The sequence below is a fragment of the Gluconobacter japonicus genome (assembly GCF_002723975.1).
Taxonomy (GTDB): domain Bacteria; phylum Pseudomonadota; class Alphaproteobacteria; order Acetobacterales; family Acetobacteraceae; genus Gluconobacter; species Gluconobacter japonicus.
On the sequence record NZ_BEWO01000006.1, the window covers coordinates 155774 to 181191 of the forward strand.

The window sequence follows — 25418 nt, forward strand, 5'->3', positions numbered from 1 at the left end:
CACAGGGGCGGCCGTTTTTCTGTTGACGCCTACCAGACGGTTTTCTGAAAAATGATTGATGTCATCGTGCTCGGCTCCGCGGCCGGCGGTGGATTCCCCCAATGGAACTCCGCAGCGCCGGGATGTGTTGCCGCCCGCACGCGACAGGGCGCACGCCCTCGCACTCAGGCCTCTATCGCCGTGAGTGCTGATGGAGAACACTGGTTTGTTCTCAATGCCTCCCCGGACCTGCGACAGCAGATCATCGAGACGCCAGCCCTTCATCATCAGGGCAGTCTTCGTGGCACGCCGATCCAGAGTGTCATCCTGACCTGCGGTGAAATCGACGCCATCACGGGCTTGCTAACCCTGCGTGAGCGTGAGCCTTTCACGCTGATGGGCAGCGAGTCCACGCTGGACCAACTGGCCGCCAATCCTATTTTCGGCGCGCTTGACCCTGCGATTGTCCCGCGTGTGACTCTCAAGCTGGACGTACCGACAGCACTCAACCTGAAAGATGGCACTCCGTCTGGCCTGACGCTGACGGCCTTCGCAGTCCCGGGGAAGGCCCCGCTTTACGCTGAGGCTGAAGGGTCGCGGCCTGATGAAACTTTGGGTGTCTCGATCACGGATGGGACGCAAACGGTTCTTTTCATTCCCGGCTGTGCTCACATTACCCCAGACATCATAGAGCGTGCGTCTCAGGCGGATCTCCTGTTTTTCGATGGAACGCTCTGGCGCGATGATGAAATGATTCGTGCCGGTCTGAGCCCGAAAACAGGTCAGCGTATGGGGCATGTTTCTATTCGCGACAGCGGTGGCCCTGTCGAGAGTTTCGCGTCCTGTTCAAAACCGCGTAAAGTCTTGATTCACATCAACAACTCGAACCCGGTTCTGATGGAAGACAGTCCGGAACACAAAGACATCGAGAACGCGGGGTGGACCGTGTCCGAAGATGGCATGACTTTCAGACTGGAAACACCATGACACTCCTGACCCCTGACCAGCTTGAAGCCCGCCTCCGTCAGATCGGGGCTGAGCGCTATCACAACCGTCATCCGTTCCACCGCAAGCTGCATGACGGTCTGCTGACGAAGCAGCAGGTTCAGGCTTGGGCTCTTAACCGCTATTATTATCAGGCAAAGATCCCGGCTAAGGATGCCACGCTCCTTGCTCGCCTGCCGACCGCCGAGCTGCGCCGCGAATGGCGTCGCCGTATCGAGGATCATGACGGTACGGAGCCTGGAACAGGCGGTGTTGCCCGGTGGCTTGTGCTCACGGATGGTCTGGGTCTTGATCGGGACTATGTAGAGAGCACCGAGGGCCTGTTGCCCGCGACGCGCTTTGCCGTGGATGCGTATGTGAATTTCGTACGGGACCAGTCCATACTGGCCGCCATTGCCTCCTCACTGACCGAGCTGTTTTCCCCGACGATTATCAGCGAACGGGTTTCGGGGATGCTGCGTCACTACGACTTCATTTCCGAAGAAACGCTGGCCTATTTCACGCCGCGTCTCACGCAGGCTCCTCGGGATTCCGATTTCGCGTTAGCCTATGTGCGGGAAAATGCTCTTACACCGGAACAACAGCGCGAAGTTCTGGGCGCTCTGGAGTTCAAGTGTTCCGTTCTGTGGTCCATGCTGGATGCGCTGGATTATGCGTATGTGGAAGATCATATCCCGCCGGGTGCTTTTGTCCCATGAGTGTGACGGAAGACACCGTGCTGTCTTTCGCGCGCGGTCATCGCCTTCAACAAGACCGCGTTCGGGATCTCTGGCTCGTCCAGGCTCCCGAGAAGGCTTTTATTATCGAAGGTGCCGCCCCACATATTTTGGGTCTTGTGGACGGAGAGAGGACTGTCGGTACGATCATTGAGGTATTGACGGAACAGTTCTCCGCTCCCCGCGAGGTCATCTCAACGGACGTTCTCGCGCTTCTTTCTGATCTGACGGAAAAGGGCGTTCTTCGCGCATGACCTTACCCCAGCCTCCGATGAGCCTTCTGGCTGAGCTGACTCACCGCTGCCCGCTTGCCTGCCCTTATTGTTCTAATCCATTGGATCTGGAGCGGAAGGCGGCAGAGCTGGATACGGCTGGGTGGCGTCGGGTGTTGGAGCAGGCAGCGGAGATGGGCGTTCTACAGGTCCATTTCTCTGGCGGCGAACCTATGGCGCGGTCGGATCTGGTCGAACTGGTCACGCTGGCGCGAAAGCTGAACCTTTACACCAATCTCATTACATCCGGCGTCCTGCTGGATGCGAGCAAGCTGGAGGCTCTGGATAAGGCCGGACTAGATCATATCCAGCTCTCATTTCAGGATGTCACGACAGAGGGCGCTGAGCGCATTGGTGGCTTGAAGGGCGCGCAGGAGCGCAAATTGAAGGCCGCTAGGCTTATTCAGGAATCCGGCATTCCCATGACGTTGAATTTCGTCGTTCATCGGGAAAATGTGGCCCGGATTCCGCAGATGTTTGAGCTGGCCCGTGAGTTGAAAGCTGGCCGCGTCGAAATTGCGCATACCCAATATTATGGCTGGGGCCTGAAGAACCGCGATGCTCTTTTACCAAGCCGGGAGCAGCTTGAGGAATCTACCCGGTCGGTTGAGGCAGAGCGCGCTAAAGGTGGCCTCGCCATCGATTATGTAACGCCTGATTATCACGCAGACAGGCCCAAGCCTTGCATGGGCGGTTGGGGGCAAAGGTTTGTGAATATCTCGCCGTCGGGGCGTGTTCTTCCCTGTCACGCGGCAGAAATCATCCCGAACGTCACGTTTCCCAATGTTCGAGATGAGTCTTTGGCGGATATCTGGAACAACTCCCACCTGTTCAACATGTTCCGTGGAACAGAGTGGATGCCGGAAGCCTGTCGCGCCTGTGATCGTCGGGAAATCGACTGGGGCGGATGTCGTTGTCAGGCTCTAGCATTGACAGGAGATGCGGCGAACATGGATCCGGTGTGCAGCCAGTCGCCGTTTCATGAGCAGATAGTGAAAATTGCTGATAATAATGGTGTTCCGAAAGACACATTATTTTATCGGCGTTTTTAAAAATTTATGGAAACTATCAGAGATAGTTTCCATAAATACTGACTCTGCTGAGATGAAGAAAATTGGTTTCGTTTAGAAAAATTTTGATATATCGAGCCGTAAAATCGGTCTCTATTTGAAGAGGCTCTCCAAACTCACCTCCAATGTATCGCGCATCATTTTTTTCGTAAAATTCCTCCCAGTATATACCATCATCTGACTTGAGTAAGGAGAATTTGTTAAATCTGCGCGCAAACTCTTCATTATCGCAACGGTTAAAAATGATGATCTGCTTGATATGAGCAGGTTGTTTCAGTTCAATGCTCCACCAAGGATTTTTTTCGAAACCTGTATGGAACGCTGGAATCATACGCAGAGGCTCATCAATTGCTCGTTGTGCTTCTGCCTCAGTACTGTCTCTGTGAAATGAGTATTCGCAGACACTACTTTGTGTAGCTTTCCCATCATGAGAGACTAGATGAAAATTTGGTATTTCGATAAAATGATCATATTTAAATGTTTGATCCCCAATCCATTTCACAAAAGATTTTGGGCTATATTCTACAATATTGCATAGAATTTTTTCAAATGTATCGGCAGAAAAATCTATCCTATTATTATAGAAAGCATCAAGAACTATATTTAGATAATTGGTACCATAATCTTTTTTAAGATGCCTGGCGATATCATGATGGCGAGTGTTAATGGTAACAACATTAAAATTCTCAGATTTATAAAATTTTGCATGAAGATTATCTTCATATGAACATGAGGGGTAAATTAAAACAGCTTTAGAGGCGGCACTTTCTGGAGCGTAATCAGAAAATGCGAATGTGCTAATGGCACCATCCAGAGGACTAAGCGGCCCGAACCATTTACAAAAAGCTGGAAGCGCGGAATACTGCGGGCTAAAAGCCAGTATTCGGGTGATTTTTTCACAGTATTTTGAAAATAAAAGTGCTCCAGATGCGCCAAGACTTTCGCCCATAGAGTAAATAAATTGGTATTTTTTACAAAAATAACTAAGAAAACGGAACATTTTAATAGAATTTATGTTATTGTACCAATCTAGATGTTTTGATCTAACGAAAATATAAGATGTATTAAAGTTTTTTATGGTATTTTTAAATTCTTCTACAGGCTGCGCTAAAGCCAATGCTCCAGCGCTGGAGAAAACAATAGTGACATTGCAGGATTCTCTGTTCCAATAGGAAACTTCATAGTTATCGTTATCAAGAATGACTTCTGACATTATGGAGCTTCCTAAAGTTTAATCCAAAATTTCAATTACTTTTAATATATCATAAATTTTTCTTTTTCAAATGGTGTCTTTAAATAAAGTGTTATCAAAATCCTAGATATCAAAAATTATTTAGCCAGATCATTATTCTGGCTATCTGTCCATTTGGATGCTGAACTGTGCCAGTAGGCTTCAACGCCTATGATACCGTTTAGTTTGCAGTCAGAACACCATACATGTTCTCCGTCCTGAGACGCGTTAGGCATGGAATTTAGTGAATAAGTCGTAGTTTCAATTATATGACCTGCACTTATCGTGGCCGTTCCACCGTTGGAGGCGTGAACCGTCAGGTTGGCATAGCCATCTGTGGTCATGTAATTTCCTACACCCGCTCCTGCCCCGCTTGCGGGGGCCAAGATAAATTGTCCGCCCGCACCTGCAGCGATATTTCCCGATAAAGTTAAATTACCATTTGCGTCAAGGCTAAGGTTAGCGGTTGTTCCTCGCATAATTTCAAGCAGATTATTACTATAGGTTGCGTCCACATATTCGCCTAATCCTGCGACGTGTCCTGACGGCTGTGTGCCAATCGTCAGAGCGTTTCCACCTGTCAGACCTAGCGGTGCCATGTGCGACACCCCGTTACCATCCATTATGAAGCCACAATTTGTGCCATAACCACAAAGAGCCAGCCCACCCCAATAGCCGTTCCAATTCCATTCAAAATCGGCCTGTTGAGAACCGTAACTGACCCCTGCGCCTTTCTCACCATCCAGAACAATGCCAAATTTCGGGGTCACGTTTTGAATCCCGGTTCCTTCTCCCGAAACACGCTCTGCCAGGTGGTACATTAACCGCCAGTTTGGAGACTGTTGCGTTAAGCCATCGAATTCAAAGATTTCTTGGTCCTGTCGTTTGAGAACTGTTTCCAACTCTCCGAGACGGCATCCTCCACCAATCCAGGAGCCTGCACTTTCAAAAGCACTCTGGTCATAATAACCTGAGGCGTCCGGATAACAACTGTCTCCTGCAAGGAAGTGATGAGGCGTGTTGCCTCCCGCATAAAATCCGAGACTGTTATGGGTTAAAGAATTCGTATGGAGTGGATCCATGCTCACGTTAAGTGTGTAGCCGGTAAACTGAACAGCACCTTTACGGGTTTCGTTACGAACGTTGAAATCAAGTTCCTCACCAGCAAAAGAATGAATGAGAGAAGTCGCCGCATTACCTGTTGCGCCAGATTTTGCGCCATCGTAGCTCATGAATATATTACGGGCGAAAGTTTTGTTAAATCCGCCAATTCCCACAACGGGCGTTGTCTGATTAGCCCAGAAATAGCTTTCCAGAGATGTTGTGGAAGGGATGGCTCCAGTAGACTGTGTAAGTTGTTGTCCCCAACCATAGACAGTGATTGTAGTTACATTTTTATCGGTAGAAATAGATTTAATCACACCCATGTAGTAATCAGCTATTTCGTTGTTCGATGCCGAAATACCTGGAATTTGAGAGTTGGTGAAAATCGTCATCATGGGTTGAATATGAGCAAGTTCAGCCGCAGTCAAAGTCCCGGCAAGGGTAACGCTTGTAGCTGTGTATGTGGCAGCTGGCAGGATTAGATCAAAATTTGCATTTACTGGACCTGCATAAAGCTGAACACCATCGGCGCTAGGGATGGTTCCACCTTGAACATTTACGGCTGATACGGCTGCCTGCTTGATGTCACTAGGCTCCATGAAAAGGCATAATACACAACCAGCCGTATAGCCACCAGTTGGAACGCCGTTCAGAACAAGGCTTTCGTAGGTCCCAGCCTGATTTCCATATGGGCTATGAGGTAGGGTAATAGGAGTTCCGCCAACGCGCATCGTGGAATTTCCGTCCCACCAGTAAAATGGTCCTTTGCCGTTTGCTGTCAACTGTGGATTGACATTGTTATATACGGTAGGAAGAACTATACCGCTGATACGAGGTCCAGTAATAATAGATTCTCCAAGAATAGAAGAAGTAACTCGTGCATTTTCATCTAGTCCCGCAACTCCATTGGCTGTGCCAATCATGTTTTTTTCTAAAGGGTTACATATTACGGGATAATTATTGCCATCGGTTCCACATATTTGTTGTGTAACAGTGACAGGTTTCCATTGCCCTGTATTATCTTTGTAAGATAATGATTTCATAAGATTGGTATTGCTAAGAGACGTCGTAAACAGGATGGATTTAGTAGCTCCGGAGTTATCGCGGTATGTTGTCTGAGGGGAAGCCAGACAGATCCCGGGAAAAAAAAGAATGCTCAAAATATACGTCAGAATGGCATTTTTTTTCATGACTCAAACTCGCAAAAAAAAAGCCACCTCTTTGAGGTGGCTGAGAAATAAAATTAGTTGAATTTGATAATACTGCTTTCTAACAAAATAGGATGCTCAGGGCAAGGTAATTCTTTATCTATAATTAAGAATTTTTTGAAACATTTTGTTAGCGATATTCATATCTAAAGTGTGATTTTGGGGGCATTTGTCATCCAGGTTGGCAACGTCACATTATTTTCCTGAGCCCAAATGTTCTGTTCACTTTGAGTTCTGGATGACAAAAATGCAAATGCTATATCCATATCGTTGGTATATACCTCATTCGAGTATGCATTCGGCAAAGAAAAATGTGTTAGTTTCGCAACTATCTCTGCAAGTCTGTTTGGAAATATATCTAGCTTGTGGAGGTGGATCATCTCCCATCCATGCATCCACTGTCGATCACATTCAATGGCTCCTGAACGTGTTTCCTGATCTGGAAGGAGCCAACAGATAGCGCGACCTGAATGAGGATTGCGCAGCCCGATATCAGATGTACCTTCTCCTGTTGTTTCGATCTTGAATGGAATGATTGTTCCAAAACGATCGTCAAAAGGCACATGAAGAATGTCTGTTTCTGTCGCGGTGGTTAGATAGAGAGTGTCGGGGTCATCATTTACTAAAATCCCATAGATAGGTGCAAAACGATCAGCGTTTGCACCATCCATAATGCTTACCAAATTTCCACTTTCCCGATCCAGACACGCACGAGATCCATGAACGGTTTGGATTTCACAAATCTCAAAACCAACATGACCGTTATAAATTTTCCATGGCTGTTTTTTTGTTATTTTAGAATAAAGGATCTGTTCGTAATTTTGGCGTATTTGCCGGACAATTTTTCTGACCTTTAATAGAAAACCTTCATCTGGTACGTCGAGCGTTTCGTTGATATCAAAAATTTTGAAATAATTCATTGGATCAGGTAGGTCGCGAATATCGCTGCGCCGTTCAACCTTATCCAGAAAATCAGCCAGACTGCGACAGGCATAATGCCGCACACAAGCATTCGTCCAAGATGGGTAGTCCTGTGTTCTTTCGGGGTGGGTGGCGTCCCACTGTATTTCGGTGCCGTCTGAAGTGATATACAGCCCATCTACATCAAAATGATGCGGATTAATGTATCTGCTGCTCGTTTTATCGAGTCTAAATATTGATTTTACAATTTTGTTGGCGTCAGTAGAATTTGGATTTGACCTACGTACATATGATTCCAATGGAGACGAGTTTGTTGGCCTAACGATATGGTGATTGCTTCCGAAGCAACACCAGTTGATTGCAATAGCCGACGCATCGGGGAATTTTTTTAGAAAAGCAGAAAGATTTTGATCTTTTCCAAGATCAAGATATTCATCTGAATCGAGGAACATTAGCCATTCAAACTTGTTTTTTGCGTCAGAAATTGCTTTCTCGTAAGTTAATCTTTGACGGTGATTAAACCGGACAGCTTTTTCGGATGTCTCTAGTCGAACATCAAACGATTTTGAGGCCGCGCGGACGATTTCCGCTGTCCTGTCTGTTGAGTCATCATCGTAAACGCAGATCGTCGTGAACCCGAGGGCGATATGCCACCCTAACCACCAAGCGATATCCCGCTCTTCATTTTTGACAAATATAGCGAGGGCTAGGCGTTCTGACATTACTTGTTTCCCTTGATCCAGAATGAAGCTTTGGGAGCTTCACCATGGCACTACCGCACGAATTAATCTTACATTAATCTGGTTTCCAGAGAGTCGCAATCTTTTGGGTTTATAAAGTAATATTAATATAATAATAAGTAATGCCGTATGCTAATAAAGTAGGGATTCTCTTATTGTTAAATTAATAACAAGAGAATCCCTACAAATGTCATATTAATTTCTTAGGAAAGCAACACTTTCGACACACGCCGCCGCTGCTTCCCGCCCCTTGTTTTCTGCATCATGACGGGAGCGGGCCACGGCCTGTGCTTCCGTGTAAGTCGTCAGAATGCCGAAAGCGATTGGCACTTCCGTTGCAAGCTGGGCCTGCATGATGCCGATGGTGGCACCCAGAGAAATGAATTCAAAATGCGCCGTATCGCCCTTGATGACACAACCAAGGCAGATCACACCCTCATACTTTCCCGACTTTGCCAGCTTTTGCGCCAGAAGTGGCAGTTCGAACGCGCCAGGAGCATCATAAACATCCACATCTGTGATGCCGCGCTCTTCCATCCACTCAAGCGCGCCGTTCTTCAGGCCGCCCGTAATCTCTGTATTGAAGCGGCTGACGATGATGGCCATTTTCGGTGCAGGCGAAAGGCGCAGGTCAGGGGCGACGGGAATATGCTTGCTCATGCGGGTTGTTCCTGAAGAAAATGACCCATCCGTGTCCGCTTGGTAGCGAGATAGGCCCGGTTGAAAGGGTTGGCTTCGATTTCCAGTCGTTCACGAGACTGAACGTCAAATCCGAAGCGGACAAGGTTGGATTCCTTATCCGGGTTGTTTGTCAGAAGACGCAGGGAGGTCACGCCCAGATGTCGGAGCAGATCGGCTGCGGCATCCCATTCCCGCGCATCGGCAGGCAGACCGAGAGCTTCATTGGCTTCGACGGTATCCATGCCGGCATCCTGTAATTCATAGGCGCGGATCTTGTTGGCCAAGCCGATACCACGACCTTCATGGCCTCGCAGATAGACCAGCACGCCACACTCTGCAGCGGAGATGCGCTCCAGAGCTTCCCGAAGCTGGGCGCCACAGTCGCAACGCAGGGAGCCAAGTGCATCGCCTGTTACACATTCGGAGTGCAGACGCACAAGCGGCACCCCTTTGGACGGATCGCCCTTCACCAGTGCTACATGCTCCACGCCGTCAACGGCCCGGAAGGCATGAATACGCAGATCATGGCCGCCAAAAATGCTGGGCAGAGCCGACGCCGCAATCATTTCCCCAGCGGCTGGGACAGGTGTGCTGATGAGTTGGGCGTCTTCTACAGGACCACGTCCATGCTCAAGGCACCATTCCTGAAGATCCGCGATGCTAACAATCGGCAGGCCGTGTTTTGCCGCATACCGCCGTAACTCCGGCAGACGCATCATGCTGCCGTCATCTGCCATGATCTCACAGATCACCCCTGCTGGCTCAAGGCCTGCGAGGCGCGCGATGTCGATCGAGCCCTCTGTGTGCCCATTACGCGCAACCACACCTTCTGGATGAGCGCGAAGGGGAAAGATGTGACCAGGAGAAACAACGTCCTCAGCTGTTGCATCCGGATTGGCCGCGATCACAATTGTCCGGGCACGATCCGCAGCGGAAATGCCTGTTGTGACACCCGTGGCCGCTTCAATGGAAACCGTAAAGGCTGTACCGCGTGGGTCACGGTTGCGGCTGACCATTGGGGGCAGTCCCAAACGATCTACCTGCTCGGCTTCCAGAGGAAGGCAGACGAGTCCGCGCGCTTCGCGCACCATGAAGTTGATGGCTTCCGGTGTGACGAACTGTGCCGCCATAACCAGATCACCCTCATTCTCGCGGTTTTCGTCATCCACCATGACGACCATTCCGCCTGCGCGGATTGCCTCAATGGCGGCTTTCAGCGATGGCTTCATGATGCAACCTTTCCAAATGCAGGAGAGAAGCGGAGCAGGTTCTCAACGTACTTGGACAGCACATCGACCTCCACATTCATCCGGGTACCGATTTCCAGGGAAGAGAGGTTTGTGTGTTCCCAGGTATGGGGAATGATGGTCAGACCCACCTCGAACCCCGTCTGGTTTCCCCGGACAATTCCGTCATGTAGTTCGTTGACCGTCAGGCTGATACCATCAAAGGTGATGGACCCTTTCTCCACGACGTACTGCCGCAGATCCTGTGGCACAAAGACGCGCAGAGCATAGGAATCGCCAGCTTTCTGGATACTGGCGAGGGTCGCGACATTATCGACATGCCCCTGCACGATATGCCCGGAAAGTCGGGTGCTGGCTGCAACGGCACGCTCGAGATTGACCTTCGAGCCGGCCTTGAGCTGATCCAGCGGCGTGCGGGATAATGTTTCGCCACTCAGATGGAATGTTGCGAGCCCAGTGGCATCGAATGTCTCGACCGTCAGGCAGACACCATTGATCGCCACGCTCTCACCGAGTTCCAGATCGGGAAAGCCCGTCTCGATGGTCAGGTCCATGGCCTTGTCCCGGAGGGAGACGGATCGGACAGTGCCCAGACGCTCTACGATTCCAGAGAACATGCGTTTTCCCTCAGCAGTCGAAGCGGGCTCTCGTCCCGCGATTGAAGTGTAATGTGATCGGTGTCGCCATCCTTGCGAATGGTTAGCCAGTCATCCCAGAGACCAGCCTCCGACACGGTTTTCAGAAGAGCTGGTCCAGCTTCCACCATGGCCCAGTTCACACCGCGATCCGCCAGCATGGCGGGAACAGCCAGAAGGTCCGTACTGGTCAGAACATCGAACCCGGACTGCTCCATTTCGGCTTTCCAGTCCGCTGGAAGGCGTCCATGCCGGTCGCACACGACCAGCAGACGTTTTGCACGACCGACATGGTCCTGAACCCGACGCACCGTGAAGCGCGGCTTGTCCGCAAGGACCGTGCCGACGCCCGTGATGATGGCATCTGTTGCGCGGCGAAGCCTGTGTGCAAGCATCAGGGAGGCCTCGGACGTAAAAGTCGTCTGACCGACAGGGGGGATCATGGAGCTGTCTCTGTCCAAAGCCTGCTTCACGCTGATCCAGGGCCGATGGCGCGTTACGCGGCTCTGAAAAGGGGCCAGCAATGCACGGCAGTCGCGATAAAGATCTGCCAGTTCCGGAACATCCTTCAGGAATGTGACATCACGTCCTCCCGGCATTTCCTGAAGACGTGCAGCTCCCCCTGCTGCCTGAGGCGTAGGATCAGCAACTCCAATCCAGACATGCTCAACAGGGCTGTTGCGCAGAGCTTCGCTGCATGGTGGTGTACGGCCCGTATGGTTACACGGCTCCAGCGTCACAATTGCCATCCGAGCCTGATCGAGCACGCCAGTATCCCGTGCTTGAGCAAGCGCCATAGCCTCGGCATGTGGCTGACCCGCTTTCGGATGAACGCCAACGGTCAGGATACGGCCTTCGCTATCCAGGAGCGCACAACCAACAGAAGGGTTGGGTGAGGTCGCCCCAAACGTGGCTACTGCCCGAGCAATAGCTGCGCGAAACCCGTCCCGAATTGGATCAAGGGTGGAAAGAGTAGAAAAGGCGGTCTGCTTCAACAAGGCTGCGGTCTTCGGTCCCAGTCAGGGACGTCCGCAGGGCGCACGCCGCCCTCAACCGATGATGAGCGCAGGGAGAGTGCACAGTGCACACTTTTCCCTACCCGACATCGGGCAAGTGCTGCGTTCTCTCTCATCCGGACTATGACCGTCGGCTCCGGAATCTCACCGGATCTGCTTGACCCTTCTTCCATGAAGAAAGAAGGCGCTCGCGGGCTCAGATAGATCGAAACCTATCAATACCGCCGGTGGGGAGTTCCACCCCGCCCCGAGAACGTCTGTTCAGACTGAGATATGAGACCGGTAAATTACAGATTACAAGTGGAATCACATCAAAACTGGTTAAAAAACACCTCAAGGCTCACATTTCCTGATCTTGTCAGTGTGGGGCTGGATATGAAAAAACCGCCGGAGAGGCCCCGGCGGTTGATTTGTCGATCTTCGGTCTAAATGAATGAAGATCAGTGCGTGGACGCGTCCGTGTGACGCTGGATGGCATCCTGCGTTGCGTTAGCACCGCGGGACACGTTGTGACCCACAGCGCTTACGTCCTGGCCAGCACCGTGAACAGTATTGCAGGCCGAAAGCGAAACGGCAGCACCGGACAGCAGCGTCAGGGACAGTGCAACACGGGCGATGGACTTGATGGACATTAGGTATAACTCCTTCGAAAGAGCGTTCGGCATCGAAACGCTATCCCGACCGAAAAGTTCACGACCGTGAAGGATTTTGTGTGACTGCATTGTTTCAAAATGAAACATGAATTTCGGATCAGAATCATAACCTTATGAACAAAACGACTTGTCGGACGCTATGTCCTCCATATCATAGCAACGAGGACCCGATGTCTGCCAAAGGTCACCACACTTCTGCACCCCCTGTTATTGTCTGGTTCAGGGAGGATCTGCGGCTCAGTGACCATCCGGCGTTACAGGCAGCCGTGGCAACCGGACATCCCCTTATCTGTCTTTATGTGCTGGACGATGAAACGCCAGCCCTCCACCCTCTTGGCGGCGCATCGCGGTGGTGGCTACACGGAGCTCTGGCAGACCTGAGAAGAACTTTGGGTAGTCATCATGGGACTCTGCTGACATTGAAGGGGTCGGCAGAGACGCTGGTCCCGCAACTGGCCAAGGAAACAGGTGCGCAAAGCGTCTACTGGCATCACCGTCTGCATCAGAAAGAACGTGAGCAGGATGAGCGGATTGCGATTGCCCTCAAGACGCAGGGAACCGCTTTCGAAGGATCGTGGGGAACGGTGTTGCTGGACCCTGCGCAGGTCCAGACCAAGGAGGGGCGCTTTTATCAGGTCTTCACGGCGTTTTGGAAAGCGTTTCAGGCTCAGGACGTGCCAGAACCTCTCCGTTCTCCGGCTGGTCTGTCGTTTTACCCTTTGTCAGAGAGCCTTCTGGCTCAATACCGGCTTGATGAGTCAACACTTCTTCCCACGCATCCGGACTGGGCGGCTGGATTGCGTGCATCCTGGGAGCCGGGCGAGAAGGAAGCACATGAGCACCTCGAAGATTTTGTTCGTCATGACTGCAGTCGGTACGGCAAAGGCCGTGATGAACTGAGCCGGGAAGGGACGTCGCGACTGTCTCCTTATCTTGCGTCGGGCGCTATTTCTCCGCGTCAGATTTGGGCCGCACTACAAAAGAAAGGTGCCCATGATGAGGGGGCAAGAATATTCCTTTCTGAAATTGGATGGCGGGAATTCGCGAAATACACACTCTTTCATCAGGCTCGCCTGCCAGATACCAGCCTTGGCCAAAAATTTGAGAAGATGCCCTGGCGTAAGAGTGAAAAAGACCTGCTGGCCTGGCAGCAGGGAAGAACGGGTGTCCCTATTGTAGACGCTGGGATGCGCCAGTTATGGAAAACCGGCTGGATGCATAATCGCGCCAGAATGATTGTTGGCTCGTTTCTGACGAAGCATCTGCTGATTGACTGGCGTGAGGGGGAGGCATGGTTCCGCGACACACTTGTTGATGCGGATTGGGCAAGCAACGCCATGAACTGGCAGTGGGTCGCAGGGACGGGCATAGATGCATCGCCATTCTTCCGAATCTTCAACCCGACGCGGCAGGGCGTGAAATTCGATCCGGATGGGGATTACATTCGGCAATGGGTTCCAGAACTTAAGAAGTTGTCTGGCAAAGACCTGTTCGAACCTTGGAATACGAAAGAGCATGATCTCGAAAGAGCAGGCATTACGCTTGGGAAAACCTATCCGAGACCTGTTGTAGACCTAAAAGAGGGCCGAGACCGGGCCATGGCCGCATTTAGAAGTTTGTGATCTGAAACTGTCAGCCGGGGAAAAACCCGGCTGACAACGAGAATCTTAGAGACCGCCGTTCAGGAAGTTGGTTGCATCGCTGCGGGTCTTCTTGCCAAGAGCATTCAGGCGGTTCTTCTGCTCCTGAGGGGCATTCTTCAGCTTCTGAAGCTTTTCCGTCTGCTCTGCGCGCGCAGTGTTCAGCTTGTCGCGTTCGCTATTGATCTGCTTCTGGATGCGAGCCTTCTGATTAGCCGGAGCATTCGTGTACTGATCCTTGAGAGACTGGATCTTCTGGGTACGCTGCTCCTGCGCAGCCTTGGACTGCGTCTGGTAGTTCTGAAGACGCGTATTCACGCTGTCTTCTTTCTTCGTCAGGTTTCCAAGAAAATCATTCTGGCTGGTGCTGCTCTGCGTGGCTGCAGCCGGATCTGCGGCATGCGCGTGAGAGACCACCATGGCGGAGCCCGTCAGAAGGCTGATGGCGAGCATGGAACGAAAGAAAAGACGGGATTTCATGAAGTCTCCTGTAAATGTCTGGCAGGAAGACACCAGTTCATCATGGCGGGAATGTGGCCTCACCTTGATAAGTCGACTATTCGAGGCCTTCCGCAATGGCAGAAATGCGTTCAGGTTGCATGATTGTAATGTGTGTGATGCCGCGAATGTTTATGAGACCTTCACGTTTGAAGGCACTCAGTACCCGGCTGACTGTTTCAATAGTCAGTCCCAGATAATCGGCAATATCTGTGCGGGGCATAGGAAGGTCGAATTCAACCTGGGAAGCGTTTGCGTGGCATGGCGGGGCCAGCAGGTGGATGCGTTCCATGAGAAAGGTTGCAAGCCGTTCCCGAGCGGTCTTGCGTCCTAGAAGCGTCAGCCTGGCCTGCATCAGGCTGAGTTCCCGCGAGGCCTCCTGTCGGAGGCGGTGTTCAAGGTTTGGGAAGCGATCTGTAAGTCTTTGCATGGAGGCATGTGGAAATCGACACAGGACCGCAGTGCCGAGCGCCTCTGCGCCAAATGCATAGCTCGTGGAAGCCGCCAGTCCGAGAAAGTCTCCACCTTCGGCAAACCCGGTAATCTGACGACGCCCATCAGGAAGAAGTGTAAACAGCTTGACCCGTCCGTCAGTGACAACGAAGAAATCGTGTGCTGGCGAACCTTCTTCTATGAAAGATCGACCATCAGGAACGGTCATTCTCGAAGACTCGCTTGCCAGTATTGCAAGATCACAGTCTTCAATCGCGCTGCAAATACTGTGCTTCCGACCGATGCAATGTGAGCAACGATCATGAATTTCTTCCGGGTTGCGCGACGACGTCATGACTCTTTGTTCTCTTCCGGCATGAAACATTTCTTCTGGTCGCCACACCTATAACACATAATTCCCCAGACTTGATCCAGGTCAAGGTGAGGGACAGGGAGGAGTGCTTTCTGAGGTCAACTATTGTTGATGGAACCTCCCTTATGAAGACTTCCGCTTTCGCGCTGGTCGCTGCCCTGGGCCTGATGGCTACTCCTGCTTTCGCACAGACAGCAGCTCCGCAGGCTACCGTTTCCGCCCCGATGACGGCAGCCCCCGTCCCACAGGTTAACATCCTGCCGCCGTCCTCCGGTCATTGCGGCTTGTTTGAGACCTGCGCGAATACGAAAATCGGTCTCGGTAAGGGAGACTTCCTGATCCGTCTGTCGGCTTTGGGTGTGCTGCCGCAGGATACGTCTTCCCGTGTGAAGGTGATTGGAGGCCGGGTGAAGGCAACCAATCAGGTCGCTCCGGAATTCACATTTGAGTATTTCTTCACGGATCATATCTCGCTTGATCTGATCGCTGCCAGCACCCGCCATGAACTGGCCGCTGAGGACACTGCTCTCGGCAAGGTCGATTTGGGAAGCACATGGGTTCTGCCACCGACGGTAACGCTGGCCTGGCATTTCCGTCCGCACAAGCGCTTCAACCCATATGTAGGTGTTGGTCTGACGCTGGCGTTCTTCCACAACATCAGCCCGGCTGGTGGTGCTGTGCAGAAGCTTGATCTCCGTACGACAGTCGGTCCGGCAGCAAATGTTGGCTTCGACTATCAGCTCGTCGGCAACTGGTTCTTCAACTTTGATGCCAAGCAGATGTGGCTTTCCGTTCCTGCTTTCATCAACGAACGTGGTGGAGCTTCCGGCCCTTATATCCATGCTCGCGACAGCCTGAACCCGACGACGGTTGCTGCTGGTATCGAATATCGTTTCTGATCCTGAAATTCAGTTCAGCGACGAAAGCGGCTCATCCTTCGGGTGAGCCGCTTTTTTTGTGTAATTTTCAAGTCAGAAGCATAAAATTTTTGCAATACGTTGCCGAGAGGCTTTAGAAAATCCGAGTTTTCAGCTTCTAGTGATTCCGACAGACGATGGTGGGGTGTCTTCCTGCCATGAAATCGTCGGGGTTCAGGAATAGCAGGGCGCTTTCTGCTTCTGTCGCCGTCGCGGCAGAAGCTGTCCAGCAGGTACGGGGTTTTCGAAAAATATGCGTGTTGCGCGCGTCAGCGCTCTGGCCGTCGGCCTGCTGATTCTTGTCCTTCTCCTTGGTTTCTTTCTGAGAACTCATCTGTTGGCCCCTTCGCATGAAGCGGCCCCCGATGCGCCTATGCTGACTCGGCAGAATGGCAACATCGTTGTCAGGAAGGGCAGTCCCCTTCAGAAACGTCTGGTTGTGACCTCGGTTGCTTCAGCCAACGATACGACGGCCATTGTTCTGCCTGCCCAGGTCGTGCCCATTCCCGATCACCAGGTGAATGTGCTCGCGCCTGCAACAGGTCGCATCATGAGTGTGGCCGTTCAACTGGGGCAGCACGTTTCCCGCGGACAGGTTCTCGCAACCATCGCAGCCAGCGATTTGGATCAGGCTTGGGCAGACGATCGCCGCGCCCGCGCCGCGCTGGATTTTGCGAAGCGTGCTTATGACCGCGCCCGTGGTGTTCTGGCTGCCGGTGGCAATGCTGTTAAAGATCTTGAATCTGCCCGTAACGATCTTTCGCAGGCAGAAGCTGAATCCCAGCGCACACATCAGCGACTTCAGGTGCTTGGCGCACGGTCTGATTATGCTGCTCAGGGACAGGTTCCCCTTGTTTCTCCAGTTGATGGCGTTGTGGCGACGACGACTATGGCTGTCGGGGAGAATATTACTGATTCAACGGCTGTTCAGATGACGCTGCTGGATCTTTCATCTGTGTGGGTTGCTGCGGCCGTACCAGAAGATCGCACGGATGATCTGGTTGGGAATGTCACACTGGATGTTACGTTCCCCGCAATACCCGGACGACACTGCTCCGGCCCGATGGAGACCGTTGATCCCGCCCTCAAGCCAGACACACGGCGCGTAAACGCCTATGTGGTGTGCCCCAATGCTGATGGCACCCTGCGCCCTGGACTTTTTGCTTCCGCAAAGCTGGGTATTCCTGCCGAGGCTTCCGTTCTGGTGCCGAAATCTGCCTTGCTAATGAACAACGATCAGGTGTCCGTCTTCATCGAGACGTCTCCACGTGTCTTTCAAAGGCGTGACGTGACCATCACGTATGATGAAGGTGACGATGTTCGTGTCCTGTCCGGCCTTTCAGCAGGTGAGCGTGTCGTGACAAGCGGCGCCATCCTGTTGAACGACGACTGACCGGACAGGCCAGCCACCATGATCGAACGTTTCATTGCCTGGTGCTTCGTGCGCCGGAATATCGTTTTCTTCGCTGCGGTTCTGCTGGCTCTTATGGGCAGCTTTGCGTGGCGCATTCTTCCTGTTGAAGCATACCCGGATCTTGGGGCTGTCAGCGTTCTGGTCACGACCCAGCAGTCTGGCCTTGCCGCAGAGGAAATGGAGCAGCAGGTCACAATCCCGCTGGAACGGATGCTGGCCAGCGTACCGGGTGTTGCGGACAGTCGTTCCACCAGCACGTTCGGCCTGTCTCTCATCACGCTGATCTTCCGCGATGGAACAAACGTGTTCTGGGCGCGCCAGCAGGTGGAAACCATTCTGGCCAGCAATGCTCTTCCGAATGGGGCGCAGCCAACGCTGGGGCCGATTTCCGGCCCGACAGGCGAAATCTACCGCTATACGCTGGAATCAGATGACAAGAACCTGATGCAGCTTTCGGATGTGCAGAAGTGGTCCGTCATTCCGGCACTGCTGCATGTTCCGGGTGTTGTCAGTGTTGATAATTTCGGGGGCTTTACCCGTGAGTACCAGCTTGTCCTGACCCCCTCTTCCTTGATGCGTTATTCGGTGGGGCTGGAAGATGTTCTGGCCGCCATCCGCAACAATAATATCAATGCAGGTGGTGGGCGTGTCTCCCGCGGCGAACAATCTTATATTGTTCGTGGTATCGGCATGATCCACTCTCTGGCGGACATGGAGAACATCGTCGTCGCCCAGCGTCATGGCGTGCCTGTTCTCATCCGTGATCTTGGCACGGTTCAGTTTGGTCACCAGGTGCGAGAAGGGATTCTTGGTAAAGACCACAACCCCGATATGGTCGAAGGGGTTGTGACCATGCTGAGCGGCGAGAACCCGTCCGTCGTGCTGGAAGATCTGCATCAGACAGTTGCCAAGCTTCAGAAGCAGTTGGCTCCTCAGCATATCCGCATCGTTCCTTACATGGATCGGGATAACCTCGTCCTGTCCACGACCCACAAGGTCACGGAAACGATGATCGAGGGTATTCTCCTGGTTGGCGTTATCCTGACGCTGTTTCTGGGAAGTCCCCGTAGTGCCATTGTTACGGCTGTCACCATTCCGCTCGCTTTGTCGGTCGTGTTCACGCTCATGCATTTCTTCGGCATGGCGGCGAATCTGTTCTCGCTAGGCGCGGTCGATTTTGGCGTGATCGTGGATGGCGCCATCGTCATCATGGAGACGATCCTTCGCATCCGTGAGGAACGCCCGACCGAAGCTCTGAATGCGGATGATGTTCTGACCGTCGCCAAGCGTGCCGGACATGCAATCTTCTCGTCCACGCTCGTGATTATTCTCGCGTATAGCCCGCTCTTCGCCTTCGAAGGCAGTGAAGGCAAGCTGTTCCGTCCGATGGCCTATACGGTCAGCTTTGCACTTCTTGGCGCATTGCTCTGCGCTCTGGCCCTGATTCCCTCCCTGAGCTTTCTGGCCCTTCGCAAACCACGTCATATCTGGCGCAACAAGCCGCTGGAATGGCTGCATGAGCGTTACACGCATTGGCTGGGTCATTTTATCGACCGGCCATTCATCGCGTATATTGGCGGTGCTGGCGCATTGGTCGCGGTCGTCTTCCTTGGCATAACGATCGGGCGCGAGTTCCTGCCGGATCTGGATGAGGGTGCTCTCTGGATTCAGGTGCAGATGCCCACCGGCATTTCTCTCGAAAAAGGCGAAAAGATTGCCAACGAACTGCGGAATGCGGTTCGGGAGTTTCCAGAAACCTCTTACGCCATCACACAGCTTGGTCGTTCTGATGATGGTACGGACCCTTGGACGCCGTCTCACATCGAGATGCCCGTCGGTCTCAAACCTTATGATCAATGGCCTTCAGGGGAAGACAAGGCACAATTCGTCAAGCGTTTGCGGGCCAGACTTGCGCAGGTGCCGGGCATTGATTTCGGTATAAGCCAACCTATTCAGGATAACATGAGTGATCTGGTGGGCGGTGCACACAGTCCGCTCGTCCTGCGTGTTTACGGAAACGACTTTCAGGAACTGCGCCGGATTGGCCAGCAGATCGTGGATGTCCTGCATCAGGTTCCGGGAACGGCAGAAGCGTCGATTTTCCAGGAACCTCGGATCCCGCAGATCGCCGTGACGGCAGACCGTCTGGCGGCTGCCCGTTATGGGATCAGTGTCTCCGATATTTCTGATATGGTGTCCTACGGCATCGGTGATGCGGCGATCTCTACGGTGTATGAAGATGATCGCTTCTACAACGCGACGCTTCGTATTCCCCGTAAAGATGCTCAGGATCTTCAAAGTCTTGCCCAGCTGCCTCTGCTGGATGCGGAAGGCGCCTATATTCCCCTGTCGCAGGTCGCACATGTGGGACTACGGATGGGTGAGAGCAATATTGCCCATGAATTGAGCCATCGCCAGATTACGATCCGCGTGGATAACGGTCAGCGTCCCCTGTCGCAGTATCTTGCCGATGCACAGGCGCAGATTGAGAAATCCGTCCACTACGATAAGGAAAAATACACGCTGGAATGGGCCGGAACCTTCCAGCAGCAGGAACGCGCCCAGAAGCGCCTGACTATTGCTCTGGGCATCATGTTTGCCATGATGCTGGTCCTCCTGTTCATCGAGTTCGGCAAGATCCGTCATGCCCTGCTCATTCTGAGCGTCGTACCTCTGGCAACGCTGGGCGGCCTGATTGCACTGCATGTGCGTGGGGAAACCCTTAACATTGCCACGGCGGTTGGGTTCATCGCCCTGTTCGGTGTCGCGGTGCAGAACGGCATCATCATGATCTCCAGCATCAACCGCCATCGCGCAGAAGGTCATCCCGTTCGTTCTGCGACAATCATGGGGGCTGGAGAACGCTTCCGACCGGTGCTTATGACAGCTACGGTCGCCAGTGCCGGTATGTTGCCGGCCGCCATGGCGACAGGTGTTGGTACGGACGTACAGCGTGGGCTGGCTACGGTTGTGGTGGGTGGTCTCGGAATTGCCACGCTTCTCACGCTCTTTGCGCTTCCGGTCTATTTCAGCGAACTCGAAATGTGGGTTGAGCGCCGGAATGCCCGTCGTGCCAAACCTGTTGAAGAAAATGGAGCCCCGTCATGAATCGGCTTCTCAAGGGTTCGACGGCTCTTCTGGGGCTGGTGGTTCTGGCGGGTTGTGCTGTTGGCCCAGATTTTCATAAGCCTGACCTGCCGAAGGGTATGGACTATCAGTCCGCTCCGCGCACAGCCACGGCTGGCCATGGCGGTACTGGCGCCGGTGTGTCCCAGACATTCCAGACCGGTGTGGATATTCCGGGTAAGTGGTGGGAAATCTTTCAAAACCCATCGCTCAATGCGTTGGTCGAACAGGCGTTGGCGAACAACCAGTCCCTGAAAGCCATGCAGACAGGTCTGAAATCAGCCTGGGAACAAAGGCGCATCGAAGGGGCCGGTCTGTATCCAACCCTCTCGGCATCCTTTAACCCGACACGGAACAAGACGTCTCGCGTTTACTCACCGGTTCCGAACAACAATACCTGGCTCTATAACGTTCACACAGCTCAGCTGACGGTTGGTTATGTACCGGATCTCTGGGGCGGAACGCGCCGGGCCATCGAGGCCGCAGGTGCACAGGCGGAAATCCAGAAGTTCCAGCTTGAAGCCACAGCCCTGACAATGATCTCCGATCTGGTCAATGCCACGATCGAGGAAGCTTCCATCCGGGCTCAGATTGCCGCGACGCAGGATCTTATTGCGTCTCAGAAATCTACACTGGCCCTGATTATGAAGCGTCAGAAGTTGGGGGATGCATCCCAGCAGGATATGGTGTCCCAGCTTGCGTCGGTTGCGCAGCTTGAAGCCACACTTCCGGGGTTGAATCTACAACTTGCGCAGACGCGGGACCAGATGGCCGTTCTGGTCGGTGTGGCACCTAACTCGCCTCTCCCAGAGTTCCGGCTTGAACAGTTCACTCTGCCTCAGACGCTTCCAGTGTCATTGCCGTCAGACCTTCTGAACCAGCGGCCGGACGTTAGGGCCGCTCAGGCTCAGATCCAGTCAGCCAGTGCACAGGTCGGCGTTGCGATCGCCAACCGCTTACCGAACGTGCAACTTAGCGCGCTGCCCGGGCAGGCCGTCGGCACAATGAGCGATTTTTTCAAGCCGGGCTATGGAAACTGGACGATTGCCGCCACCGTGATGCAGCCAATCTTTCAGGGCGGTTCCCTGCTTCATGCAGAGCGGCAGGCGCGCGACAATCTGATGCAGGCGAACGAGACCTACAAGGCTACCGTTCTGTCTGCCATTCAGGATGTGGCTGACAGTCTGCATGCGCTAGATTTCGATGCAGACGCCTTGCAGGCCAATCAGAGTGCTTATGACGCGACAACTCAAAGCTTAAAAATCGCTCACGCGCAGCTTCGTCTCGGGGATGCCAGCGAACTTATGATGTTGCAGGCTCAACAGGCGAATGCCCAGGCGCGGCTTGCGCTGGTACAGGCACAGGGAACACGTTATTCGGATAGTGTTGCCCTGTTCCAGTCCCTTGGCGGTGGGTGGTGGAACCGCAATGATCTGGGCATGACGCCAGCGGCGCAGAAGGCTCTCGGAAAATCACTTGTTCCGTGGTGAAGACGCAGAAGGGAAGCAGTCTCGTGACTTACAGGTCACGAGCTTGTTTTTCTCAGAGGTTCTGAAAAGCCTGTGCAAGCTCTTTCTGAGCCTCTGATTGATCTCTGAAGCCGGCATCGACCTGCCCATTTAGCCAGCCATGGCAGTATGATGGGGATTTGTCAGACCCCGGCTCCGTTGTCCCATGGAAGCCGTCCAGATAGCCTTCCAGAATGTCGGCATCATTCAGTTTCCGGAATTCCGGTATCGTTTTGACCGGCTCGAACTCGGCCATCTTGGTTCCTCACACAATAATGGCTGCAAGATGCCTGACCGCAGGCCAGCCAGCAAATACTCTTGGTGTGTCCCACAACATGGAGCACACAAGAGATGTCTCTCAAAATTACCCCAATCCTCCAGGGCGCATCGGTTCACACCCGATTACCCCGGCGGCTGAGCTCGCCAGATTATATCGCGAAGCTCGCGGTTGATGCTAAGACCCACGAAGACGCATACCGTCTGAGGTATGAAAGTTATCTGACCTCAGGATACATAGAGCCGAACGAGAGCAGTCGCTTCGTTGATGATTATGACGGAATGGCCAACAGCCGCACGGTGGTCATTTACAGGGACGATGTTCCTCTGGCCTCTGTCCGGGTGTCTTTTCTTGTTTCCGGAAGTGATCTGCGCTCTCCGGGAGCCGATACGTTTCCCGAAGCCGTAAATCGGATTCTCAAGGATGCGTCCTTTTCCCCCAGTGGGCCAGGACGAGGTCTTGAACTCACCCGACTGGTTCGAAGCCCTGAGGCGCAGAACAATCAGGGGCTTGTATTCCTGTTATACCGGATAGCCGGTTATCTGGGCATGATGTCTCATGCCCAGGTAGGTTTTGCCTGTGTCCGGAAAAACCATGTGTCGTTTTACAAACGGCTCGGTTACCAGCCTGAGACGGAACTTCGTCCTTATCCCGGACTGAACTGTCCCATGCAGCTCATGTCATCGAACCGGCAACGCTATGACGAAATCCGAGCCTCTTTTCCTCTGATTGATCCATTCACCAGTGCCACCGACGGTCTCGAAGATCTTCTTTCCGGCGGCAATGTCGCCCTTTGGCTGCGAGGAGCCGCATAATGTGCATTCTTGTTCTCATTCTCTCCGCTCTGAATTTTCTCTCATTCAGCTGGGGCGTGCGCGGGCACTTCCAGATGGGAAATGGAATGCCTTTTCCCATGAAAGTTCTGTCTGCATGCAGTCTCGTTTTCTATGGTCTGTTTCTGGCTTCCCTGAGATCCGTTCATGGGGGTGTCTGGACACAGGGAGGGGCACTATTTCTTTTTGTTTCCGCTCTGGCTCTTTTCTGGTGGACCATCGCAACAACGCGCAGAAATCGGCCAGATGTTGCCCATCATGATGCGGCCCCCCATCAGCTTTACTGCACCGGCCCCTATCGTATAGTCCGGCATCCTTTCTATTTGGCTTATCTCCTGTTCTGGATCGGTACGGCTTTGAGCGTTGGTGCGTGGCAATGGCTGGGCGCGATTTTGTTTACCGTTTGGTATGGTTTTCTGGCGTATCAGGAAGAACGTCGTTTTATTCAGTCAGATTTTGGGGGTATTTATGCAGATTATCAGAAAAAATCCTGGATGCTGTTTCCAGTTCCCTGGGTAAAATAAGAAAATAATGTCGGGCGATAGTAAATCGATAAAAATTTCATCTTACGAGTATCTGATCAATATCTGGAAGCTTTTTCAGATTAGTCAGAATGATGAAAATTCATCTGCTCTCCGTCATGAGCAGGCATCGGTTCTATCGCACGTCATCTGGTTATTTTCCATTCTGGGAATCAGCAGCAGCACACTCTTTACCCTGAGGTTCGGGCATGGGTTCCGGCTACTGGTTTCCACGCTCTATATTGCGATTGTCTGTCTCTATCTTCTTCTGATCGTCGCCAGTCTTCAGTGGCGTCGGAACCAGGACCATGACGCACTGATTCGGACATCCATTCGGATTCTTTTTGTTCTGGGGCTAGTATGGGGCGGGCTGGTCAATATCTTTGCGATGATGGTTGAGCATCCCAGTGAAGAAGGTGCTGTTTTCGGCCTCATCATGGGGTTGGTCTCAACGCCAATGCTGGGTGTGCCAATTCGGGCAGCTCTGGCCTTCTTTGTTCCAGTCAGCGTGTTTTGTACCATTGCCGCGCTCGTAACGCTTCAGCCGGTTGAAAACGTCGCGTTACTATCATTCTTCGGGTTTCTGGCCTTCGCCTTTATTGGCATCGTTTATATGAACAAGACGTTCTTGGAACGCTCCATCGGTCGTCTGAACCTGCAACGGCAGCACGAAACTTTGCAGGTCTTTCTGAGAGAATACGAGCAGGTTGTATCGGACTCGCTTTGGGAAACAGATGAAGAGGGCCGTCTGCGGGATGTCACTCCGCGCATGTGTCAGTTTTTTCAGGCGGCGGCAGCGGACATCGAAGGGCGCCCTTTAGGCACGCTGGGGCTGGACCCTGAACATCCGGCACAGTGGGGTATTGATGATCACATCTGTCAGCGCAAAGCTTTCAAAGATCTGTCGGTTATCCTTCGTCAGGATAGCGACGAACGGTATCTGACATTCACGGGTTATCCTGTGCATGGTCCGAATGGCAGTTTTTCAGGATTTCGGGGGGTTGTATCCGATATTACGGAACAGCGGAAAACACAGAAACGCATCCGATATCTGGCAATGCATGACGATCTGACAGGCGCTTTGAGCCGAACGACGTTTCTGGAAGCCATGAGCGATTGCTGTGTGCAACAACATCCTTTTGCGCTGTTGCAGGTTGATCTGGACCATTTCAAACCCATCAATGATGAGTTTGGGCACGCAGTGGGTGACACGATGCTGAAAGCGCTTTCTGAACGGATTCGGAACGTGATTGGGCCCGATCATCTGATCGGCAGGCTGGGGGGTGATGAATTCGCGGTTCTCTTGCGCGATGCCAATGAACAGGAAGCGGTCGCGCGAAGTCAGGATATTGTGCGAACTCTGAATGAAGAGCTCAGCGCCGGAAAGGTCACGCTGGCACC

The 25418-nt window shown here is 52.7% G+C and carries 23 protein-coding genes and 1 riboswitch; of the genes, 12 read left to right on the forward strand and 11 right to left on the reverse strand.

The genetic code is table 11. The features are described from left to right. Positions 1-51 precede the first annotated feature (51 nt). From pqqB to pqqE, 4 genes are read left to right on the forward strand one after another with little or no spacing between them, the layout of a single operon-like run. Positions 52-966 (forward strand): pyrroloquinoline quinone biosynthesis protein PqqB, encoded by a 915-nt coding sequence (pqqB, locus tag GJA01_RS06215; RefSeq protein WP_062505036.1) that lies wholly within the window; start codon positions 52-54, stop codon positions 964-966. Continuing rightward, positions 963-1682 (forward strand): pyrroloquinoline-quinone synthase PqqC, encoded by a 720-nt coding sequence (gene pqqC, locus GJA01_RS06220; protein ID WP_010503002.1) that lies wholly within the window; start codon positions 963-965, stop codon positions 1680-1682. The genes pqqB and pqqC overlap by 4 nt, the downstream gene beginning before the upstream one ends. Beyond that, positions 1679-1954: a pyrroloquinoline quinone biosynthesis peptide chaperone PqqD gene (pqqD, locus tag GJA01_RS06225; RefSeq protein WP_010503004.1), complete on the forward strand. Its 276-nt coding sequence runs from the start codon at positions 1679-1681 to the stop codon at positions 1952-1954. The genes pqqC and pqqD overlap by 4 nt, the downstream gene beginning before the upstream one ends. Beyond that, positions 1951-3024 carry a pyrroloquinoline quinone biosynthesis protein PqqE gene (gene pqqE, locus GJA01_RS06230; protein ID WP_062505038.1) on the forward strand — a complete coding sequence of 358 codons (1074 nt, stop codon included), beginning with the start codon at positions 1951-1953 and terminating at the stop codon, positions 3022-3024. The genes pqqD and pqqE overlap by 4 nt, the downstream gene beginning before the upstream one ends. Before the next feature lie 16 nt (positions 3025-3040). On the opposite strand, the gene GJA01_RS06235 is transcribed toward pqqE, so the two are convergent. From GJA01_RS06235 to GJA01_RS06270, 8 genes are all read right to left on the reverse strand, one after another. Beyond that, complete coding sequence (locus GJA01_RS06235) at positions 3041-4255, reverse strand: discoidin domain-containing protein (protein WP_082785307.1); 1215 nt, start codon at positions 4253-4255, stop codon at positions 3041-3043. A 116-nt stretch (positions 4256-4371) separates the two neighbouring features. Further along, the gene (locus GJA01_RS06240; protein WP_145993782.1) at positions 4372-6567 is read right to left on the reverse strand and encodes a hypothetical protein; all 2196 of its coding nucleotides are present in this window, start codon (positions 6565-6567) and stop codon (positions 4372-4374) included. A gap of 164 nt (positions 6568-6731) precedes the next feature. Then, positions 6732-8228 carry a glycosyltransferase family 2 protein gene (locus GJA01_RS06245; RefSeq protein WP_062505039.1) on the reverse strand — a complete coding sequence of 499 codons (1497 nt, stop codon included), beginning with the start codon at positions 8226-8228 and terminating at the stop codon, positions 6732-6734. 213 nt (positions 8229-8441) lie between these two features. Further along, entirely contained in the window at positions 8442-8906 is a 465-nt protein-coding gene (ribH, locus tag GJA01_RS06250) for a 6,7-dimethyl-8-ribityllumazine synthase (RefSeq protein ID WP_061931344.1), read from the reverse strand. Beyond that, a complete protein-coding gene (locus tag GJA01_RS06255) occupies positions 8903-10156 on the reverse strand; it encodes a bifunctional 3,4-dihydroxy-2-butanone-4-phosphate synthase/GTP cyclohydrolase II (protein WP_062505041.1) in 1254 nt (417 codons plus the stop codon). The genes ribH and GJA01_RS06255 overlap by 4 nt, the downstream gene beginning before the upstream one ends. After that, positions 10153-10791 (reverse strand): riboflavin synthase, encoded by a 639-nt coding sequence (locus tag GJA01_RS06260; protein ID WP_062505043.1) that lies wholly within the window; start codon positions 10789-10791, stop codon positions 10153-10155. The genes GJA01_RS06255 and GJA01_RS06260 overlap by 4 nt, the downstream gene beginning before the upstream one ends. Beyond that, a complete protein-coding gene (ribD, locus tag GJA01_RS06265) occupies positions 10773-11807 on the reverse strand; it encodes a bifunctional diaminohydroxyphosphoribosylaminopyrimidine deaminase/5-amino-6-(5-phosphoribosylamino)uracil reductase RibD (protein WP_062505044.1) in 1035 nt (344 codons plus the stop codon). Before ribD ends, GJA01_RS06260 begins: the two co-directional genes overlap by 19 nt. 118 nt (positions 11808-11925) lie before the next feature. Next, positions 11926-12084, reverse strand: a riboswitch (FMN riboswitch). Between the two features lie 181 nt (positions 12085-12265). After that, the gene (locus GJA01_RS06270; protein WP_007284482.1) at positions 12266-12457 is read right to left on the reverse strand and encodes an entericidin A/B family lipoprotein; all 192 of its coding nucleotides are present in this window, start codon (positions 12455-12457) and stop codon (positions 12266-12268) included. Positions 12458-12648: 191 nt separating this feature from the next. Between GJA01_RS06270 and GJA01_RS06275 the strand changes: the two genes are divergently transcribed. Then, positions 12649-14100: a cryptochrome/photolyase family protein gene (locus GJA01_RS06275; RefSeq protein ID WP_062505046.1), complete on the forward strand. Its 1452-nt coding sequence runs from the start codon at positions 12649-12651 to the stop codon at positions 14098-14100. A 45-nt stretch (positions 14101-14145) separates the two neighbouring features. Here the strand turns inward: GJA01_RS06275 and GJA01_RS06280 are convergent, their stop codons facing one another. Continuing rightward, positions 14146-14598, reverse strand: a complete 453-nt coding sequence (locus GJA01_RS06280) for a hypothetical protein (RefSeq protein ID WP_061931354.1) — start codon at positions 14596-14598, stop codon at positions 14146-14148. 76 nt (positions 14599-14674) lie between these two features. Further along, entirely contained in the window at positions 14675-15277 is a 603-nt protein-coding gene (locus GJA01_RS06285; protein WP_034881553.1) for a Crp/Fnr family transcriptional regulator, read from the reverse strand. A 269-nt stretch (positions 15278-15546) separates the two neighbouring features. Between GJA01_RS06285 and GJA01_RS06290 the strand changes: the two genes are divergently transcribed. The 4 genes from GJA01_RS06290 to GJA01_RS06305 all read left to right on the forward strand — a co-directional run bounded on the left by GJA01_RS06290 (position 15547) and on the right by GJA01_RS06305 (position 22368). Continuing rightward, positions 15547-16320 carry an OmpW/AlkL family protein gene (locus GJA01_RS06290; protein WP_010503025.1) on the forward strand — a complete coding sequence of 258 codons (774 nt, stop codon included), beginning with the start codon at positions 15547-15549 and terminating at the stop codon, positions 16318-16320. Positions 16321-16591: 271 nt separating this feature from the next. Next, positions 16592-17731: an efflux RND transporter periplasmic adaptor subunit gene (locus GJA01_RS06295; RefSeq protein ID WP_062505048.1), complete on the forward strand. Its 1140-nt coding sequence runs from the start codon at positions 16592-16594 to the stop codon at positions 17729-17731. A gap of 18 nt (positions 17732-17749) precedes the next feature. Then, complete coding sequence (locus GJA01_RS06300; protein WP_062505050.1) at positions 17750-20860, forward strand: efflux RND transporter permease subunit; 3111 nt, start codon at positions 17750-17752, stop codon at positions 20858-20860. Beyond that, positions 20857-22368 (forward strand): efflux transporter outer membrane subunit, encoded by a 1512-nt coding sequence (locus GJA01_RS06305; RefSeq protein WP_062505052.1) that lies wholly within the window; start codon positions 20857-20859, stop codon positions 22366-22368. Before GJA01_RS06300 ends, GJA01_RS06305 begins: the two co-directional genes overlap by 4 nt. Before the next feature lie 52 nt (positions 22369-22420). Here the strand turns inward: GJA01_RS06305 and GJA01_RS06310 are convergent, their stop codons facing one another. Beyond that, positions 22421-22642: a hypothetical protein gene (locus tag GJA01_RS06310; protein ID WP_062505054.1), complete on the reverse strand. Its 222-nt coding sequence runs from the start codon at positions 22640-22642 to the stop codon at positions 22421-22423. A 95-nt stretch (positions 22643-22737) separates the two neighbouring features. On the opposite strand from GJA01_RS06310, the gene GJA01_RS06315 reads away from it, so the two are divergent. The 3 genes from GJA01_RS06315 to GJA01_RS06325 all read left to right on the forward strand — a co-directional run. After that, positions 22738-23478: an N-acyl amino acid synthase FeeM domain-containing protein gene (locus tag GJA01_RS06315; protein WP_172794493.1), complete on the forward strand. Its 741-nt coding sequence runs from the start codon at positions 22738-22740 to the stop codon at positions 23476-23478. A gap of 98 nt (positions 23479-23576) precedes the next feature. Then, on the forward strand, positions 23577-24020 hold the full coding sequence (locus tag GJA01_RS06320) for a methyltransferase family protein (protein WP_253783394.1): 444 nt from the start codon (positions 23577-23579) through the stop codon (positions 24018-24020). 7 nt (positions 24021-24027) lie between these two features. After that, on the forward strand, positions 24028-25418 hold a 1391-nt coding region (locus tag GJA01_RS06325), incomplete at its 3' end, for a sensor domain-containing diguanylate cyclase (protein ID WP_145993783.1).